Origin of the sequence: Neobacillus rhizophilus, from assembly GCF_018343535.1 — a bacterium.
GTDB lineage: Bacteria > Bacillota > Bacilli > Bacillales > Cytobacillaceae > Neobacillus > Neobacillus rhizophilus.
Map to the genome: position 1 here is coordinate 705,912 of NZ_JAGYPF010000003.1, position 17,680 is coordinate 723,591.

At 34.8% G+C, this 17,680-nt stretch carries 19 protein-coding genes and 1 pseudogene; 8 read left to right on the forward strand and 12 right to left on the reverse strand.

The annotated features are described in order from the left end of the window. Positions 1–125: 125 nt before the first annotated feature. The 3 genes and pseudogenes from KHA99_RS16995 to KHA99_RS17005 all read left to right on the forward strand — a co-directional run. A pseudogene (locus KHA99_RS16995) lies at positions 126–409 on the forward strand (Lrp/AsnC family transcriptional regulator); the annotation flags it as partial. A 52-nt stretch (positions 410–461) separates the two neighbouring features. Then, positions 462–599, forward strand: a complete 138-nt coding sequence (locus tag KHA99_RS17000; protein WP_213118644.1) for a hypothetical protein — start codon at positions 462–464, stop codon at positions 597–599. Between the two features lie 240 nt (positions 600–839). Continuing rightward, entirely contained in the window at positions 840–1,145 is a 306-nt protein-coding gene (locus KHA99_RS17005) for a DUF4870 domain-containing protein (protein WP_007083787.1), read from the forward strand. Between the two features lie 485 nt (positions 1,146–1,630). Here the strand turns inward: KHA99_RS17005 and KHA99_RS17010 are convergent, their stop codons facing one another. The 3 genes from KHA99_RS17010 to KHA99_RS17020 all read right to left on the reverse strand — a co-directional run bounded on the left by KHA99_RS17010 (position 1,631) and on the right by KHA99_RS17020 (position 2,504). Then, positions 1,631–1,768, reverse strand: coding sequence for a YvrJ family protein (locus tag KHA99_RS17010; RefSeq protein WP_213117301.1), 138 nt, complete (start codon positions 1,766–1,768; stop codon positions 1,631–1,633). 124 nt (positions 1,769–1,892) lie between these two features. Then, positions 1,893–2,111: a DUF2922 domain-containing protein gene (locus tag KHA99_RS17015; protein ID WP_213118645.1), complete on the reverse strand. Its 219-nt coding sequence runs from the start codon at positions 2,109–2,111 to the stop codon at positions 1,893–1,895. A gap of 174 nt (positions 2,112–2,285) precedes the next feature. After that, positions 2,286–2,504, reverse strand: coding sequence for a DUF1659 domain-containing protein (locus KHA99_RS17020; protein WP_213118646.1), 219 nt, complete (start codon positions 2,502–2,504; stop codon positions 2,286–2,288). Positions 2,505–2,721: 217 nt separating this feature from the next. Here KHA99_RS17020 and KHA99_RS17025 point away from each other — a divergent pair, with 217 nt between their 5' ends. Continuing rightward, entirely contained in the window at positions 2,722–2,901 is a 180-nt protein-coding gene (locus KHA99_RS17025) for a hypothetical protein (protein WP_213118647.1), read from the forward strand. Positions 2,902–3,088: 187 nt separating this feature from the next. Here the strand turns inward: KHA99_RS17025 and KHA99_RS17030 are convergent, their stop codons facing one another. The 3 genes from KHA99_RS17030 to KHA99_RS17040 form a co-directional block, all read right to left on the reverse strand. Further along, positions 3,089–3,241, reverse strand: a complete 153-nt coding sequence (locus KHA99_RS17030) for a hypothetical protein (protein WP_213118648.1) — start codon at positions 3,239–3,241, stop codon at positions 3,089–3,091. A 145-nt stretch (positions 3,242–3,386) separates the two neighbouring features. After that, positions 3,387–3,779, reverse strand: coding sequence for a DinB family protein (locus KHA99_RS17035; RefSeq protein WP_249366709.1), 393 nt, complete (start codon positions 3,777–3,779; stop codon positions 3,387–3,389). 469 nt (positions 3,780–4,248) lie between these two features. Next, positions 4,249–5,013, reverse strand: coding sequence for a SurA N-terminal domain-containing protein (locus tag KHA99_RS17040; RefSeq protein ID WP_213118649.1), 765 nt, complete (start codon positions 5,011–5,013; stop codon positions 4,249–4,251). A 248-nt stretch (positions 5,014–5,261) separates the two neighbouring features. On the opposite strand from KHA99_RS17040, the gene KHA99_RS17045 reads away from it, so the two are divergent. Next, on the forward strand, positions 5,262–5,504 hold the full coding sequence (locus tag KHA99_RS17045) for a hypothetical protein (RefSeq protein ID WP_213118650.1): 243 nt from the start codon (positions 5,262–5,264) through the stop codon (positions 5,502–5,504). 60 nt (positions 5,505–5,564) lie between these two features. Further along, the gene (locus KHA99_RS17050; RefSeq protein ID WP_213118651.1) at positions 5,565–5,768 is read left to right on the forward strand and encodes a helix-turn-helix transcriptional regulator; all 204 of its coding nucleotides are present in this window, start codon (positions 5,565–5,567) and stop codon (positions 5,766–5,768) included. 320 nt (positions 5,769–6,088) lie between these two features. Here KHA99_RS17050 and KHA99_RS30850 read toward each other — a convergent pair whose 3' ends face one another. Further along, the gene (locus tag KHA99_RS30850; protein ID WP_307852082.1) at positions 6,089–6,295 is read right to left on the reverse strand and encodes a DUF1659 domain-containing protein; all 207 of its coding nucleotides are present in this window, start codon (positions 6,293–6,295) and stop codon (positions 6,089–6,091) included. Positions 6,296–6,515: 220 nt separating this feature from the next. On the opposite strand from KHA99_RS30850, the gene KHA99_RS17060 reads away from it, so the two are divergent. Beyond that, positions 6,516–6,950 (forward strand): (deoxy)nucleoside triphosphate pyrophosphohydrolase, encoded by a 435-nt coding sequence (locus KHA99_RS17060; RefSeq protein ID WP_213118652.1) that lies wholly within the window; start codon positions 6,516–6,518, stop codon positions 6,948–6,950. 213 nt (positions 6,951–7,163) lie between these two features. Further along, positions 7,164–7,577, forward strand: a complete 414-nt coding sequence (locus KHA99_RS17065) for a very short patch repair endonuclease (protein ID WP_213118653.1) — start codon at positions 7,164–7,166, stop codon at positions 7,575–7,577. Positions 7,578–7,639: 62 nt separating this feature from the next. Here the strand turns inward: KHA99_RS17065 and drmB are convergent, their stop codons facing one another. The 5 genes from drmB to KHA99_RS17090 all read right to left on the reverse strand — a co-directional run bounded on the left by drmB (position 7,640) and on the right by KHA99_RS17090 (position 17,524). Beyond that, positions 7,640–9,535, reverse strand: a complete 1,896-nt coding sequence (drmB, locus tag KHA99_RS17070) for an MrfA Zn-binding domain-containing protein (RefSeq protein WP_213118654.1) — start codon at positions 9,533–9,535, stop codon at positions 7,640–7,642. Continuing rightward, entirely contained in the window at positions 9,532–13,053 is a 3,522-nt protein-coding gene (locus KHA99_RS17075; protein ID WP_213118655.1) for a helicase-related protein, read from the reverse strand. The genes drmB and KHA99_RS17075 overlap by 4 nt, the downstream gene beginning before the upstream one ends. Before the next feature lie 22 nt (positions 13,054–13,075). Beyond that, positions 13,076–14,596 carry a DISARM anti-phage system protein DrmE domain-containing protein gene (locus KHA99_RS17080; protein WP_213118656.1) on the reverse strand — a complete coding sequence of 507 codons (1,521 nt, stop codon included), beginning with the start codon at positions 14,594–14,596 and terminating at the stop codon, positions 13,076–13,078. Positions 14,597–14,602: 6 nt separating this feature from the next. Next, positions 14,603–15,580 (reverse strand): hypothetical protein, encoded by a 978-nt coding sequence (locus KHA99_RS17085; protein ID WP_213118657.1) that lies wholly within the window; start codon positions 15,578–15,580, stop codon positions 14,603–14,605. A gap of 210 nt (positions 15,581–15,790) precedes the next feature. Then, complete coding sequence (locus tag KHA99_RS17090; protein ID WP_213118658.1) at positions 15,791–17,524, reverse strand: DNA cytosine methyltransferase; 1,734 nt, start codon at positions 17,522–17,524, stop codon at positions 15,791–15,793. Positions 17,525–17,680: the final 156 nt, after the last annotated feature.

Here is a 17,680-nt window from a genome sequence, read left to right on the forward strand (position 1 = left end):
TAAGGGGTAGTACAAGCCAAGATGTCACCACCCGAAATAAGAAGATATTCCCTACGATGTTCCTCTTTTCTTTTAAAGTCTTCATTGCCTCAACATCAAAGTGATAGGAAAAGGTTCCATAATCAGAGGACAATGGGGTTATTGAGGGGTATAGCATTAAAGTAAATCAAGCAAAATTAGGTGCTTTACGTATGCCTTTATCAATATTTATATAGATGGTACACACCATCAACCCTATCTCTCATTTATCCAAACAAAAGAGGGGTATGTCATCAATAATTATAAAATCAGTGGAGATAGCTGTTATCTTTTGGAGTGCAGGTTTCCAAATAATGAAGCGTTAAATCAATTTTTATTAGAGTTAAACAAGTATGCAAACTATAAATTATCCATCGTTATAAGTAAATAGGGCATGAATAAAAATGATATTTGTGAGGAAACGCATTTAAACTATAGGGGGCATGAATAGAACAACGAAGGTAGCAGCGGCACCTCTTTTTCTTATTCAAAAGTTAGTTTGTGAAGGACTGTACTTAAACGAACGGGTGCTTGAGTTCAACAAGGGGCTTCGGTGGCGGTTCTTTTTTTTGTTCCGCTAACGTGGCAGTTTTGAACAATCGTTATTAGCTTTATTCAACAATCGGGCCATATAGTGGAGTAATCTCAGTAGCTGGAAAATGTAATAGAATAGTTCTATACTGGAATTTTGATTTGGACTACGACCAAAGTCGTATAACGATTTAGTTCATAGCCTGATGTAATATTCTAACCAAAACTTTATAATGATTAATGAATAAAGGTTTGTTAAATATTACGATACAAAGAGGAGTAAATTTTAAATGGAAAATAAGGGATTCAAAATATTGATTCATGCTAGTACTTGGTTTGCACCTATACTAGTTCCCATTATCACATATTTTATTATTTCAGATCGAGAAATTAAAAGCTTATCCTTACAGGCCTTGGTATTTCATATTGTGATCGGTATTTTAATCTCAGTGTCTGCTTTTTTTTCTTGGATATTAATCGGGATTCCATTCCTCATTATTTTTGGACTCATTGCTATAATAGCTCCGATTGTTGGAATTGTTAAAGCATTTAATGAGCGTCCTTTTCGATATCCGATTATTGGATCATGGTTTTGATTAAATCTAAACGAATCTAATCGTTTTAATGATGATAAATAGTGGTATTTAAATCACTTAATCTTCATAAACACCATGCCACCGTAATTCATGCGAATGTTAGCTCTACAGGGATACTCGAAAAGAATAGATATGAGGGTGCATTGCTTCAATAACGATCTTCCATAAACGGGCGCTTTTCTTTAATAAAAAAGCGTCTTTTTGAATGTACTACACATTTAATTTATTGAGTTTAATGAGGTGTAAAAAAGATTGTGAAATATTGTACTTGAAGTAATTGGGTGCTTTCCTTAAAAATAACTGGCTGCCACAAATGGTAGCCTTTTGTTATTGAGCTAAAGATTCAGTTTAGTGAAAAAAAAAGGTTTGAAAATACAATCTTAAAAACACAATGTTTTCAAAGACAACCATTTAGATTAAAAGCCAACTGCCACGTAGGTAGTTGGCTTTAGTCATTCGGTGATTCCAAAAGGGCGGTATGACTTTCACCCCTTCATTCGCTCAGGAAGGCTCTGTATCGACTGGACGACTAAATCAAGCTTGGATTCTATTCGATATAGAAGATATAGGGTCACAACGATAGGGAAGCCGACCTCATTGATAAATGAGATGATTTGTTCCACGGCAAATTCTCTCCTTTCCGAATCAGATTTTAAAAGAGGACGGTTTCGTAAAAGAATCCGGCCTCTTCCTTAGAAAATATCGATTTGACCGAATTCACCTGCATAATCGATACCTACTAATCTATTAAACAATTTCATACTCAACTACGTTGCGGTCGATGACTCTTGCGCCTTTTGAAGCAACATATCTGCCGCTGGCCGATGTAAATACATCTGCAGCAATGATCTGTTCCATCGCTTGTTTGACAGTTGCCTCATCAACCGGTTCCTTCGGGTTGTCCACCGCTATACGGGCGGTCTTTCCAAACTCCGTACCAAACATTAATTCCAATGTTTTTGCCATTATATTCACCTCCCTTCTTTGAGAAATGGGGACGGTCCTTTTGCTTCAATTTATTCCAATCCTCCTGCTTGATAGGTTTGAAGCTTTGCAGATTCATAGCATGAATAGCTTTTTAGATTACCAGAACCATCCCCGTACACCATTTGAATCACGAGAATCACCCCTTAGTTTCCGTTACGCAGTAAGTTCAGTACTGTCGCTTCGTTCTACCTTGTTTAGCGAGTCATTGCATAAAGCAGAAATGGCTGTTGCAACTTGGAATAACTGGTTAACAGTTGATTCCTTTTTGATGTTGCTAAATGTTTTAGTTTTTAGAACAGGATTTCCCTTTTCGTCCAGATCCACCTGGAATGCCAGTCGAAGCTTTGAACCTTCTAATAATGCTTGTGCCATTGTCTCTCACCTCCTTTCACCCTTTATTTATGGTTTTTGGAGGGAAAAGGACAGGATGGGAAAAATTTTTTTGGAAGTCAGTAGGGAGGACCAACGAACAATCGGGAATTCAAGACGGATGATGAAAATTACCCAAGATTATGTTGGTTAACCAATCAAATACTGGTCTAGTACTATTCGGATACTTTTCCATAAATTGTTAAGGGAGATGGGTATAATGAAGGTAATGGGGAACCTTGGTATGCTGCCTGTTCCTGAAGTAGTCTTATCTGATAATAGATCTAAAGAGTTTTTATATCGGGAGTTTATCATAATATCAAAAGAAGTGAGCTTACCTTTATGTCTCCTGCTGATGAAGAACAGCTTAAGATGGTTCAAAAATGTTTTTGACAATTAAAGAATGCTGTTTATGGCAGTATGGTAAAAAAGCCTAAATTGAACAAGTTGTGTATATAAACTTGCATAATTTAGGCTTATTAATTTTATTTGTTATTGTGGTAAAGCTACCCTATAGTTGAAGAAGGACGATAACCAATTTAATGGCTATCGTCCTGTTTTACTTTCTACTTAACAGTATCATCTAATTACTGAGTATTTAAAGGCTTTCTAGAAATACTTTCACTACACGGGTCATTACCTTTAATAATCGTTCCAATAACAGTTTTAGCTTCAGGATACTTCACGTTACTACTTGAAAGTCCACTATATTTAATCACTTTCAGGTTATTACCAGCCATTTAAACATCCACTTTACTTCATAATTTTTATCTACTACCCATCTTCGACTTGCTTATTAAACATTACTGCCCTTTAGTACACAAAATCAAGTGATAATCCTTCTTTGACTATCGCATCCGTAAGTTCAATTAGAAATATTAAGATTTAGTCGTGTCCTTTAATTAAAATTTGCTTGTTAATATGATGTTCCATATGGGCAATGTAGTCCTGTATAAGCCACTGTAATGTTTGTTGGGTATTACCAGTATCACAAAGATAAGTTAATTTCTCGGCAGGAATATTCATAATGATATTTATCACTTGCTTATTTAGGTTTTGAAAAAGAGTCAGGATTTCACCAAGTGGTCTTCCTTGATAATTCTGAACTGCGACCCACTGTTCTTGATTATACGATTGGATGACATAAGGTTGTTCCGAATATTGAATTTTTACAAACCTCACAATATTATTTATTGCAGAGTCACAAAGATGCCCTAATATCTCTTTCTTAGACCACTTATTTGGTAATGGGCGATTTGATATTTCTGTTTCTGACATTGAGTTGTATTCCTTTGGTAATACTTGTATCCAGTGGTTTATTGCATTAATTATATCCTTCAGACTCCTACACCCCTTCAATATGTATCTAAAAAACAATATTCGTCTGAAGACAATAATATCACTTCTTAAACTAATTGTTTGCGATAGGAAACGGAACCCGTTATTTTTAGAGATGTTTGTTTTATTGTTTCATTTCATCTAACCTCATTTTTGCAGCGATTTCAGCATCTTTTTAGTGGGTCTGAACTTCCACAAGTTTCGGATTTAATTTACCCGTTTTCTTATTCTTATACAGCGGGGGTTGCTTCGGCAGCCTTACTCCACTATAGTGCCTCCTATAAAGAAACAGAAAATAGCAAATAAAAAAGAAGATGAACAATACATTTTGTAGAGATTCATCTTCTTTTTCGTTTGAAGGGGCGTTTGTCCTCAGCCCCTAAAACTTTTCATTTTTGTGTGTACCATCTTAAATCTTAATATCAATCTTTGCATTTTTCTTTAACTCTTCAACCTGCTTAGCGAGTGTTTCCTGCTGTTTTTGCTGTTGAAGAGATTGTTGAATTTGCTGTTTTACGTCTTCAAGCTTTGGAACTTCTTGTCCAGTACTCTTCCCTCGTTCCGCATATTGATCATATGTTTTTTGAATTTCTTCATCGGTTACTTTACCAGCCGGCACTTCTTTCTCAACATACTGATTTAGTTTAATTTCGTCACCTATTTGAGTTTTAAGTGTTTTCATATCCATGCCGGATTTTTGAAGAGCGGCTTCGAATTCTTTGTTTGTTTTAAACTGTTTTTTGACTTCGTCCAGCCGCTTATTAATAGCTGCCTCTGAGACTTTAAAGTTTTTTTTATCTGCCTCTTGAAGAAGAAGAGTTTGTCCGACTAGGCTGTCAATGGTTTGGTTTTTCACTTGCTTCGCAGCTTCTTTTGAAGTCGGATCTTGTCCCATTTGCTGCATTTGCCCTTGTATCGATGCTAAAGCGCTATTATAGTCGCTTCCTAAAATTTTTTCATTATTCACGAAGGCAACAGTCTTCTTTTCATCTATTTGCTGTGCTTTTAATTTCTTTTGCATTTCTTCCAGTTGTTTTTGCTGTTCCCTCTGCTGATCGGTTGCCGCTGTTTTGGCTTTATCAGCATTTTTAGCTTTACTTTCTTCATTTCCACCGCATGCTGCTAGAACAACAGCCATTAGAACAGTTATTACTGCAAACATCATTTTTTTCATAATCGATCTCCTTCCATAAGCTAGAAGTATAAATTCCCAAAAAAAAATCATCTTGTGCGCATTATAAAGTTAATCTTACGAAAAAGAAACCGTATCGCGCTTTTTTAATATTTATAACAGGATTGAAACATTTAATAATTTTATGGAATTAATAGTAAATGTAAAAAGTATTTGGCATTTTTGAGGCTAATGCTACAATAAAAAGTGTCAAATTCTTTTTAAATTTTTAATAAGGAGGGGACTTAAAAATGGATTGGGTTAAAATTGTGTATTCAGTCATATTGTTAGTTTGCGGGATCCTGATTTTCTTTGGGCCATTTTCTCAAAAGGGTGATGATAGAAGGAAGTTTATAAACGCGAAGGCTCAATCATATTCATTTATCGTCGTTATAGGCATGCTAATTTTAGAAGTGGCACAGTCAATTTATCTAGCTATTCAGGGGAATGCTTCTTATAATGGTAATGGGATTTCGCCGATCGTGTTTCTGTAGATGATTTCCATTATATATCTGGTAACATTACTAATTTACAGGAAGAAATATGGGGATTAAATGGAAAATCACATTAAGAAATTAAGAAAATCAGCTAAATTATCCCAGGAAGAACTGGCTAAACTCTGTAAGGTATCCAGACAAACAATAAATGCCATTGAGAATGATAAATACGACCCTACATTACAATTAGCGTTTGACATAGCCTCTGCATTGGATACCACAGTAGATCAGCTTTTCATCAGTGGTTCTATTAGAAAGTGATAAATTGACCTCCTTTTGAGGTCTTTTTTATGTACTTCTCAAGATTTGAACAGTCTTGTAATTTAATTTTTGACATACTGAAATAAGCATTTGTTCCACCTGTTTATCAAACGTATATCATGTACCTCATAGAGCCTTTTTAATTCTATAAGGCATGGGTATGAGGCATGGGGACGGTTCTTTTGCCTCACTTTTTAACTAATTACCTCCTTGTTAGATTGGAAGATTCGGTGATAAATAGCCTTAAAGCAGTTTTAGATCATGAGAACCGTTCCCGTGCATCACCTGTTCACCGCGATTACGCGGTTAGTTCAGTGCTGTCACTGCGCTCGGTTTTGTTTAGCGGGTAGATGCATAATCCCAGAAATGGCTTGTGCAACCTGGAATAACTGATCAGTAGTCGATTCCATTTTGATGTTGCTAAATGTTTTGGTTTTTAGAACAGGATTTACCTGTTCGTCCAGGTCCACCTGGAATGCCAGTCGAAGCTTTGAACCTTCTATAATGCTTGTGCCATTGTCTCTCACCTCCTTTCACCCTTTATTTATGGTTTTTGGAGGGAAAGGACAGGGTGGGAAATATTTTTTTGGAAGTCGGCAGGCAGGACCAATGAACAATCGGGAATTCAAGATGGATGATGAAAATTACCCAAGATAATGTTGGTTAACAACAAAAAAACACCCCATGCAGCGTCTAGCCCTCAAAAGTGGTATCATAATGGCTAGTGAAATGTAGAGGAGGGTTATCTTGAAAAAGCTTGTAAAAGTTGTTGCAGCCATTATTGAAAACGACCAACAAGAAATTCTATGTGCGCTTAGATCTCCAGAGATGTCGATTCCAAATATGTGGGAGTTTCCTGGTGGAAAAGTGGAAGCAAATGAGGACATTTATTCAGCCCTAAAAAGAGAAATTGATGAAGAGCTGGACTGTAAGATTGAGACATTTAATGAAGTTTTTAATGACAACACCCATGAATATGACACATTTATTATTAATTTGATTTCTATTAAATGTAGAGTAGTTGAGGGAACACCGACGCCAAGTGAGCATTCAAAGTTAATCTGGTTAAAACGAGAAAACTTAGATTCACTTAAGTGGGCACCTGCGGATATTCCAGCAGTGAAACAATTAAAGGCAGAAAAATGTGGTTGCCTTTTCATGTCTAAAAAGAATCTGGGGTAATGGGATGTCCTAATGGCATCGCGGGCTTAGGATTTGCAAAGATGTCAAAATTGTTAAAAAGAAGTAAAACCTCTTAATAGTCGAATAAAGTGTTGCCAGAATGAAAGCCTAATGTTTATAAAGAACAAAACATTTTTTAAATGTATATAAACCTTAACCTTAGTTCATTAGGGATAATCTATAGTATATTAAATCTTTAGTAGAGGTTTTAAAATGGCTGATAACTTAACAAAAGACCAAAGGTCAAAAAATATGAAAGCAATCAAATCAAAATCTGCTCTCGAAAATCGAGTTACTAAAGCACTATGGAAAATGGGTTTCCGCTTCCGTAAAAATGTTAATATTTTTGGAAAACCGGATATTGCTATAAAGAAATATAAAATTGTCATTTTTATTGACTCTTGTTTCTGGCATTGTTGCCCACTACACGGCAATATGCCAAAGTCTAACAAAGATTATTGGGAAAAGAAACTTGAAAGAAATAAAAAAAGGGATATAGAGGTGAATAAATATTATGAGGAAAAGGGGTGGTGCATCCTACGGGTTTGGGAACATGAATTCAAAAAAGATTTCGATACAACAGTAAAGAAAATAGCGGAATTCATTGATAGAAACAGCAGCAACTAACTTTTTTGAAAAAAATAGAGCCAAAATGATTTTGGCCCTTAATACTATTTTTTAACATCGAGTTATTGAAAAAATCCTATTTTAGGATCAATCAGTAATGTCCTATCTAAAAACAAATTCCCAATTTCACAAGATGTTTCAGGCAAGTAAGAACAGCTATGACAGGCAGCTCCATTCAAATTATTTACGCCCTGGCCATAGGATTTTCCAATTTCTGAGCAAACCGGATCCGAACTGCACCATCTTGCCTTATCGATTGCTTTTTCTACTACTGGAAAAAAGTTCTCTTTCTTACCCATTCGAACAAGGCCGCCAAATGTACCATCAACATCTCCAGAAGATGTATAAATTAATACACCACATTGTTCACCATGATAATAGAGCCGCTCACGAAGCGAAGCAGTATTATAACCACATGTTAAAGCTAGTTCATCTATAATAATATGTGCCAAGGTATGAAGCAGTACGTTTCTTGGTTTTATAAAGGATTCATCAACAGTTGTACCCCTTTTCTTCACACGAGACAACAATCTATTGAAATAATTCGAAACATCCTCTCGCTGTTCCCAAGACAATAAATTATCAAAGTTTAGAGTAAAGAATATTCCTTCACCATAAACCTTATAGGCCGGAAGCCAACTATTTTCAGGGAGATTTGGGTCTTTAAACAGAAGTTTCTTTCCCTTGATAATTTGATTCTGACTCTTTTCATCTTCATTCATGCTAAGGCGGCTAAAACCGGTCAAGGCTATCGTTTCCTTTAACTTCGTAACCCGATTAATAAGACTAAAATAGGTGGAGTAATCCTCAATAACAACCTGTTCGCAATTCCATTCTTTTTTTACCTTTAAGTTTTTAGATTCTATCTCTTTTATCAAAGTTTCGAATTCTTTTTTCCTTAGTTCAGTTTCAGCTCGTTTCGATTTAACTTGTTCAACTTCTGCTTCATCCTCTAATGCCCCTTCAATATAAAGAATTGCTAATTCTATATCCGATTGATTAAATTCTTTAAATTCAGGAGGACATAATCTTTTGGCAATCTTTATCTTATCTTCAATTTTGTCAAAGTCACTAAGCAAAGAAGAACTAATTCCATTTTTTTCAAACATATCTATAATATCTTCTACTTCTTTGTTTTCCCCAGGCAAGTGAATAGCACTTATAGTATTGGGATAATACACATTAATAGAGTTTTTTAATACTGCTACAGGAAAAGAAGTGCAGCCTTCTTGATCTTTTTCGGAGCCATACCATGGTGTATAACCCGGGCATTGATATAATTCATTTGTCTTTTCATTTAATCTCCTGCTAAGTTCACTGACTCTATCCTCTTCCATTTCAGAGTTTGATTTACGTGACATTATTCCTCTAAGAGACCTTTCTTTGTTACAGCTGCATTTAACCTTAAGGGAATCTAGAGTCGCTCCTCCAGTAGAAACCAACTTCATTAATCCATTACAGGTTGTATTTTCATCGCCATGCACCCATTCTCTCCAAGGGAAATCGGATATATGCCCTTGATTACAAACCATAACAAAGGGTACCTGTATCATCTTTCTTTGTTTTTTACACTCTTTGCAGTCCAGCCAGCTGGTCCTAGATGACATTGATGTTTGATGCAGAGTTTTACAAGAAGGGCAGTAATGCCAAGTAGGAAATCTTAACAAAGGTATATAGATATCAGTATTAGTTTGAGTTATTGCATTTCCTGCGCCTTTATATTTATAGCTTGGTCTAAAATCAGGCGGTAATAATAATTGCTTAACCTTCAATAATGATTTTAGCCTTGGTTCGTGAATATCAAATTCATCTAACGAATCAATACGGCGTTCATTCTTGTCGTAATACCATTTATCCAGGGCGCCTATCATGGCCGATTCCCCTTCTGGGCTAATAACTAAGGCCCCTGGTCCAAAGGTTGTAACTAACTGCCCTCTTCTTAAAGGTAAGTCTTTCATGAGAACAGAGCCTCCCAACTGCTTTCACTATCATCAGAATTCGACTCAGAAATATAAACAGAAGCAATTAAACCCCTGCATTCAGAATCCACATTTCTCATGGAATTAATCATAGATTCTGCTTGGTTTTTTAATAATTTGGGAACAACGGTTCCTGCTGGATACATATATCCTGTAACATTTGAATCAACCTTCCATGCAGTATATCCGCCTTTTTCCAGCCTTTTTAAGGCAGTTAAGAATCTCTTTTTCAGTTCATCCACTTGTTCGGAATCAACGAGCTTTGCTCTCTCTATTAACCGATTATAAAAAGGGAGAATCTTGTTCTTCATAAACTTTTCAATCTCTTTCCAGTCCGGTGTCCTAGCTATATCATCGTTTAGGGCCTGGCGTAAATATCCAACGATTACAGCATGAAGCCCCCTATCTAAACAGGAATCCGAAAAAGGGGTAACACTTGTCGGTTCTACCTGAGCATATAATTTCTGATGATACTCTCTAAAATGCTCAAAATGGGACTTATCCCTTGATTTTGTATTTGAGTATAATGTAAAAATGAGACCTGGTCTCTCCCACCATCGACGTCCTACTCGTCCGCTTACTTGAATATACTGGGCAGTCATTTTCGGCTGCCCAACAATTGCCATTACTGATAAACGGTCGATATCGACACCTACCTCAATAATGTTTGAAGCTAAACATAAATCAATTGTCGTATCTCTTTCTTTATTATTACCTGGAGTATACACAGTTTTTAAATCGTCAATAGTTTTAGAAATTTCATGGCTTTGCTTTCTTGATGTTAATTCCAAAACATTATTAATATATCGGTTCTCCTTAAGATTTCCTTTTCTCATTGACATCGACTTAGAATACTGAGGTATGTCTGTCTGTGTTAAGGTTAAGCCGCCCCCTAGTTCCCGCAAAGTATTATAGAAGGTAAGCAAAGTCCAATAGGGATCCCGTTCATCTTCTTTAATTTCAGAAGCCGACTGCAGAATCGACGAAAAGGTCATAACCTGAGACATCATTAATCGGACCGTTGTTGTATAAACCCCAACATATTTCCTGCCTGGCATAGGCCTCCCTGAATTCTTATCTATTGCAGGCGTGGCAAAAAAGGAATCTTCATTCTCTAATCCAGGGCTTGGGAATAACCGAGCATTTTTCCTTCCAAAAAGGGCAAGTGCCTGTTCTTCAAATTGTTTAATAGTAGCAGTTGCCGCAATAATTTTTGGTTTTATTACTTTTCCACCATTATTTTTTAAACATAGTTCCTCTATTAACACTTCAAAAAGACCCGTTAGTGTCCCTAAAGGTCCAGAAATTAAATGAAGCTCGTCCTGAATAATTAGAGACGGAGGGCTAACAAGGCGATTTCCATCCTTATCAATCCCAAAGAGCGACCTTGCCTTTGGCTGCCAGACTAACTGAACAAATTTATCAACAGTTCCAATCAAAAAGGTTGGCCGTTTTTCATAAATAGTTTCATCAACTATATGAATAGGTAATTCATCATGAAAACGGCAATTCTTATCAGGGCAATGAATAACCAACCTATCATTGTCGATCTTATATCCAAAGTAATACTTCTTTTTACTTCCCTTTTCTTCATAATGGCCTAATTCTGCCCCGCACCATGGACAATTATTAACAATGAAATGCTGAGCATTTCTTTCGTTTTTCTGTAATTTGAGTAAAGCAGTTTTTGCCGCTTTATTCGTATTTGGAGTTGTATTTGAACCCACCCAAATTCCAATGGAAAAAGGGGATATCCCTAGCTTTTCCTCGTGTTTTTCTCGTAAATATTCCAAGGCGCAAATCAGCCTAGAAGATCGCTGAAACTGGTCCGCCGTTAAAAGCCGCAGTGTGTATCTCATCATAACATCGACCCCAGAGTCCAAAGGATTCTTTAATCTTCTAAGAATCATTTGAAAAGCCGCCACTCCTAAATAGGCTTCTGTTTTACCGCCTCCAGTAGGAAACCAAATTAAATCGACGACTTCCCTTGAAAAACTGCTTTCATCCACTAACGACTCAACTGACATCAAGATAAAGGCAATCTGGAATGCCCTCCAGGTATTTTGGGCAGAACTAAGTTTTATTTCGTCGATTACACTTTCTTTGATGGGTGTTGTAAATAGTATTTTATTTCCTTCCACACGTCCCTGGCGTTTCGTTTTTCCATTCTCTTGCTGTAAAAGAATCGCCAAGTTTGCTAGACGAAATGCTTCTAGTATTTGATCATCCTTTAGCAGTTCAAGTCCCTTTTTCATTCTGGTCAAACTTTCCCTGCATAAATCCATGTGCCGATTTGCAGCAGGCTTTAGTAATACCGGAATAAGGTCGATTTCCTTTTGTTTCCTTTCAATCCATTCGCTATATCCTTCAATTAAGGGTTGAAGGATATTTTCTGGGTGACCATGTGAGGAAAGGCCAGCTAAATCACTCATTTTAATCTCTAGTTCAATTTTCTTATTACCCTCTTTTACAAAAACATTTGGTGTCATGCTGAGCGTTTCATATTCTGGCATAAATGTTGTAGATATCTTCTGTATGGTTTGACTGTTTTGTTCCCAATCTGCAGCACATCCATGACCAAAAGCATATACGCCTTCATTCCGATAAAGTAGTTCTGTCGATGCCTCTTCATCACTCAAATACTTTTTCATTTGATATTGTTTAGGATAAACAGAAAATGCGTGTTTTTCAGGAGTGATAATAGACATTTTCGCTTGAAATAAAATTAATTGCTGGCGGTCAAACTTTGCTGTTTCAGAGCGGTTGGTGACACTTATAGTAATGATATATTGGCCTTTGACCTCCCGAAGACGTGCCTGAAATTGAACTTGGAACTGGCTGAGTTTTTCCCCTTTTTTATTAGTTATATCCACAACCTTTTCAATTTGTTTCTGGGTAATAAGTTCAGTCAAAGGCAAATCCCATTTCCCTTCAACGGTTTCCCTTAGCCACCACTTAACAGTATTACTCTCTCCTTTAACTCTTACTGAATGCGGAGTGTAGCTTCCTCCCTCTATGATGACCTTTAATTGTGGAATATCCTTATTTACACAAAAGGTCAATCCCATTGTTGACGGCATAAAATCATTACGTTGAGGAAATAACTCTACTTCACCATCATCCTCAGTCGTTTCAACACCATCATTCTGTTGAAATAGATTATCGATTTTCCCTTCGTCATCCTGATTCTCATTGGAATCTTCATTTACAGGAGTTTCAAGGGTTAATTCATCATCCCTGCTAATACCTAATGGAAATAAATGCCCGCTCACATAACGTTCTGTTGGAGTTTCCCTTTGAAGAATCTCTTCTTTTACACCACCAATTTCCCAGTAGTAGGGCTTGTATAATTCTTCTCTTGACTCAAATATTGTTGTTCCAATAGGATTAAATTTTTGATAGTGACTTCTAATTTGTCCAGGACCTATAATTTCTTCCTTTACATTATTCAGTACCTTCTGCCGATTAATTAATGAATTTTCTAAAGAAATTCCCATATCTTGCAATTCCTTTCCATCCTTAATCTATATTAATTGGTTTCATTAGATTATAAGGAGCAATAAGATATCTAGAATGATCGATTGAAACAATTCTTTCAATATTAAATGAAGCTCCATTAAATTCTTTGGACTTGAAGGTATAGAGACCTTTTTCCTGTAATTCCCTCATTATGTCTTTAGAAATTTCATTCATTAGTTTTTCAGAAATAATTCTTCCTGCCTTACGGTGGGCTTGTTGAATTTTTTTCATTGTTTCATAAATCTCTTCGAGCCTATTCTTCTCATACTTAAGAGCCTTTAGAAGTTTGGGCAGCTCAGTTGGACAAATAGATTCTTCATTACACCAGGACCTCAAAGATTGTGATGATGCCGTATTAATTTGATACCTATTCGTCAAAATATCACTTACACGTTTAATACCTTTCTTTTTAACATTAAAACGCAGTTTATCCTTCCATTCGCTTTGTAGTGTTCGAAAATATTTCGCCCTTGATTTTAATACATCTTGGTCAGCTACTTCAGCAATAAGTTTTGTATCCCTATCATTCCGAATAACTATATAATCATCAACTTCGACATCTTTAAAATTAATTTGCTTAATAAAGTTTGTTTTTTCATCTGGATTAAAAACACGTATCTTTGAATCCCTTGGGGCAAATAAGAATCTTTCATTTTCTAAATAGACAATATTCGCTTCAACTAAATCAGAAGAGTTACTATCTTCATTTTGTTGTTCTTCGATAAATTTATTTACTGTTGCGTTAGTAGAGTCTGAACGTTCTAAATTGATATTACCTTTCTTAATTGAAGGTTCTCCAAACGTAATATTTTTAAAAATTGTACTATAGGCTCCATTTGGATTAATCTCATCAAAAACCTTATTTGGAGTCATTAAATTAGAAAAAATATCATAGGAAGTAAATGTTACCGTCTTGCCCTTAAAAGTGTTAGTAACGTATTCACCGAAGTATTTGGGATTACCAATATAGATAACATAATCAAATGTATCCAAACTTTTTCTAAAGCTATTTTCAGTAAAAAAGTAAGTCTTAATAGATGATTTTACTTCGGTATTGATTAACATTATCTCCTCACCGGAAAGTGACCTTTTAGTAACTAGCGCAACCCTCATTCCAACTTCTGCATTACTATTAATATAAACACTCAAATATTCATGTAAATAATTATTAGTTTCCTCTACTACTTTTCTATACGACTTTGCAATAGGAGTAATGATATGTTCAAATATTTCAGGATAACTGCGTTTTAGCTGAAAAAACTTTTTAAGCATTTCATTTTCCAAATCACGATCAATAACTTTATTAAAAGGGAGAAAACTACTTGTAAACTTGAAGAATACTTTTTTCAATACGCCAAGCACTTCAAGTAAATGTTCGTCGTTGTCATATTTAGTTTGAGTTTCAATCCTGAACCTCTCTATACCATTAGCAAGAACAAGTAATTCTTTGCTTTCTACGTGCTTAAATAAAACTGAGCATGCGTCTAAATCATATAAATCTAATATTTTGCTAAAATTCATAATCCATTACCTCCAAGCAAGAAACTCAACGCCATTAGGTATCGGTGCACTAATAGATTCGAAGAATCCCACAATTTCACTAGTAACTAGTTTATAATCACCCTGAAGCATCTCTCTTTTTATTTCTTCTTTTATTTCATGAAATCGAAAATCGTTTTCCGCCCTGCTTGATACAATAATTTTTGGATTACTTGAAAAGTATTTTACTTGCTTTAAATAGCTGATTACATTTGTAAAAATTGCTGGTGCTTCATTATTTATTTCTGCTTCGATTTTCTTTATTTGTGACGAGAAAAACTTTCCGTTGGTATAACTATTCCGGTTATCCACGTAAAGGAAATCGCTTACAGAACCAGTTATACCATTATAAGTAAAAATCTTTTCCTCTATTGACTCTTCGAATTGTGACACATTTCCTATTAGATAAAACTCATCCCCCGGATAAAATGCAGTAGTATTTAACTGGTTAGTGGTATAAAGCTTTTTAAGTAATGGGCTATCCAATCCTATTTTTTGATTTTTACTTACTTTTCTTGTTCGTTTAATCTCATCGAATTCTTCATCCAATAAGATAATCCTCTCCATCCATTGTTTTTCCGGAATACCTCTTTCAATCTTTCCATCCTTAATTTTAAGAATCATTTCATTTTCAAATACTGGACTTGGTTCTACACAGATTACAGACGCTTTCCTAGAAGACTGTTCATCCTGATAAATGATTCGGCTTCCTTGTCCTAAACTTAATATAGTTTTCCTAATCGACCTCATCTGTTTACGCATCGAAAAGGTTTTATCCGCAATTCCCATCGCTATAAATAACGAATAATATTGATCACTAGGAAGGGAAACAATAATATTTACAGGTTTTTTATACTTAATTCCATGTTCATAAAAATACGCTCCTAAATTAAAAGCAAAACGAATCCATTCAGGTAGTTTAATTACCCTTTTATTATGTAAAACTTTTAAATCTTCAAGAGACAAATTACCCACCTCTTTCAATTTTATACTAAAGTAATTTTATCACATTATTTGGCAAAAGGTTTTAGTTATCCCAGTAAACTTCCTGTTAAACGTGTTATTTTTTGGCATACTTATTTTTCTAAGTAAGAAGTAAGACTAAGAGGGTATTCTATCTTTGGTTTCAAATAAAAAAGAGCCAAAAAAAAATTTTTGGCTCTTTACAGACTCATTTTATTTAACTAACATTTTTTTCTTAGGATTGATAATGTCACTAATTTTTTCTTCAACTTCAATTCCGAGTGAATCTAATAAACTTTCACCCACAAACCTAGCCATTAACGGAGGTACTGCATTCCCAACTTGCTGATACTGAGAATCTTTTGATCCAAAAAATCTATAGGAATCCGGGAATGATTGTAATCTTGCTGCTTCTCTAATACTAATTGCTCTATTAATTTTAGGATGTATCCACATTGACTTCCTTACATTAACAACAGTATCGGAAGGTTGATTATAGTCGAGTCTCTTATATATCGTATTCTGCGTCCTACTATGATCGGTATAAGTCGACTTCAATGTATCATCTAAGTCATGGAAATTTTGACCTTCTTTTAATGATTCGAAACGTTTTAAAGCGACTTCCCTTGAGTCTGTTCTTACATGATTGTAAAGAGGTTTATTAGGTTGATTATTTAGATATTCATTTAGAGGATTTCCATTAATTACTCTCGCTTCTTCTCTATATATCTCGTCATCTTTAACATTTGTTTTAGGTGGTAAATTTTCAAGGTCATAGATGGCATCTTTTATTTTATAAAAGCTTTCCTTATCATGAAAAATAGGTTCTGGCAATTTAAGCGGCCTTCCGTTTAAAGCATCCTCTCTAACTCCAAATAAAATGAGTCTCTTCCTCTCCTGCGGAACACCAAATTGCGCTGCATTAAAGATATGATTACCGGCATTAAATACATAATTTAAAACCGAAAGCCTTGCCTTTATATACTCAAATACATTGTATGATTTAATATGAATTTCAGCGTTGTCACTGATAAGTTCATCTCCATAAAGTTTTATATTATGGTGAATGATTTCAGAAATTTTATTTATTAATCTTTGGGCTTCAATGATTTGTTCAAGTAAATTCGAAAATTCCATAATGGAAGAAGTGTCATTTTCTAGGATTCTATTAAAGTTATCCCCTAAATTATTCCAAGCTTCTCTATACTTAATATCCCAGTATTCTTCGTGAATTTCATTCCATTTATCTTTTACAACCCTTAAAAAATATTTGTGATTGTTTTCCTTATTAACAAACTCATTAAAGCTATTATCTGATTGTTTTTTTGCATGCCTTAACAATAAATTTAATTTTGAAAATAAATCTTTATTTATTTTATAAGGGGCTAATTCAATTTTATTTTTATAAGCATTAATTAAAAACGATTTTAGACTATCTGGATTTACTGTTAGTGTCCCTATTTTAAAATGCTCATCTTTTTCTTCTAGATTTAATCCTGCAATCTCAACTTCGTCATCTTTACGAATAAAAAATTTATGTTTCTCTGATTCCAGAGTCTTGACATTTTCCATGACAAAAGCTACCGGTTGAATCTCCTCAATAGCCTTTAAATACTCTTTCACGAGTTGATTATTTGAAGAAATAAGAGTATTCTTCTGTCTATTTGCATTTGAAAATCCCTGGCATGGCGGTCCGCCAATGATAACTTTTATATTTTGAAATTCTTCTTTTAAGTTACCATTTTCATCTTTATATCTTAATTTTGTGATGTCTTTATAGAAGAATTTTTTATTAAAATGAGGATGGTTTTCCAAATACGTTTTCCTAGCATTTTCATTAATTTCAACAGCAACTTTTACTTCAAATTTTCCTGTCTGCTCAAATCCATTGCTGAGACCACCGGCACCTGCAAAAAGATCCATTACTTGTAGTTTTTTATTTTCCATTTGCCTCACTCCTACAAGAAGAAGTCTTCTTGATATTTTTATAAATACCTTTCAGGAATCAGAAAGGATTCTTCAATTCACATTTTAATACAAACGTACGTTCTTATCAAATATTAAGCTATTAACTTATCAATTATATCATCAAAAATTAATAGA

Bases quoted from the DNA above. Each gene is read 5' to 3' on its own strand.
- KHA99_RS17000 (WP_213118644.1), top strand. From the start codon at position 462: ATGAATAGAACAACGAAGGTAGCAGCGGCACCTCTTTTTCTTATTCAA.
- KHA99_RS17005 (WP_007083787.1), top strand. From the start codon at position 840: ATGGAAAATAAGGGATTCAAAATATTGATTCATGCTAGTACTTGGTTT.
- KHA99_RS17015 (WP_213118645.1), bottom strand. From the start codon at position 2,111: ATGGCAAAAACATTGGAATTAATGTTTGGTACGGAGTTTGGAAAGACC.
- KHA99_RS17020 (WP_213118646.1), bottom strand. From the start codon at position 2,504: ATGGCACAAGCATTATTAGAAGGTTCAAAGCTTCGACTGGCATTCCAG.
- KHA99_RS17025 (WP_213118647.1), top strand. From the start codon at position 2,722: ATGAAGGTAATGGGGAACCTTGGTATGCTGCCTGTTCCTGAAGTAGTC.
- KHA99_RS17030 (WP_213118648.1), bottom strand. From the start codon at position 3,241: ATGGCTGGTAATAACCTGAAAGTGATTAAATATAGTGGACTTTCAAGT.
- KHA99_RS17035 (WP_249366709.1), bottom strand. From the start codon at position 3,779: ATGTCAGAAACAGAAATATCAAATCGCCCATTACCAAATAAGTGGTCT.
- KHA99_RS17040 (WP_213118649.1), bottom strand. From the start codon at position 5,013: ATGAAAAAAATGATGTTTGCAGTAATAACTGTTCTAATGGCTGTTGTT.
- KHA99_RS17045 (WP_213118650.1), top strand. From the start codon at position 5,262: ATGGATTGGGTTAAAATTGTGTATTCAGTCATATTGTTAGTTTGCGGG.
- KHA99_RS17050 (WP_213118651.1), top strand. From the start codon at position 5,565: ATGGAAAATCACATTAAGAAATTAAGAAAATCAGCTAAATTATCCCAG.
- KHA99_RS17065 (WP_213118653.1), top strand. From the start codon at position 7,164: ATGGCTGATAACTTAACAAAAGACCAAAGGTCAAAAAATATGAAAGCA.
- drmB (WP_213118654.1), bottom strand. From the start codon at position 9,535: ATGAAAGACTTACCTTTAAGAAGAGGGCAGTTAGTTACAACCTTTGGA.
- KHA99_RS17075 (WP_213118655.1), bottom strand. From the start codon at position 13,053: ATGGGAATTTCTTTAGAAAATTCATTAATTAATCGGCAGAAGGTACTG.
- KHA99_RS17080 (WP_213118656.1), bottom strand. From the start codon at position 14,596: ATGAATTTTAGCAAAATATTAGATTTATATGATTTAGACGCATGCTCA.
- KHA99_RS17090 (WP_213118658.1), bottom strand. From the start codon at position 17,524: ATGGAAAATAAAAAACTACAAGTAATGGATCTTTTTGCAGGTGCCGGT.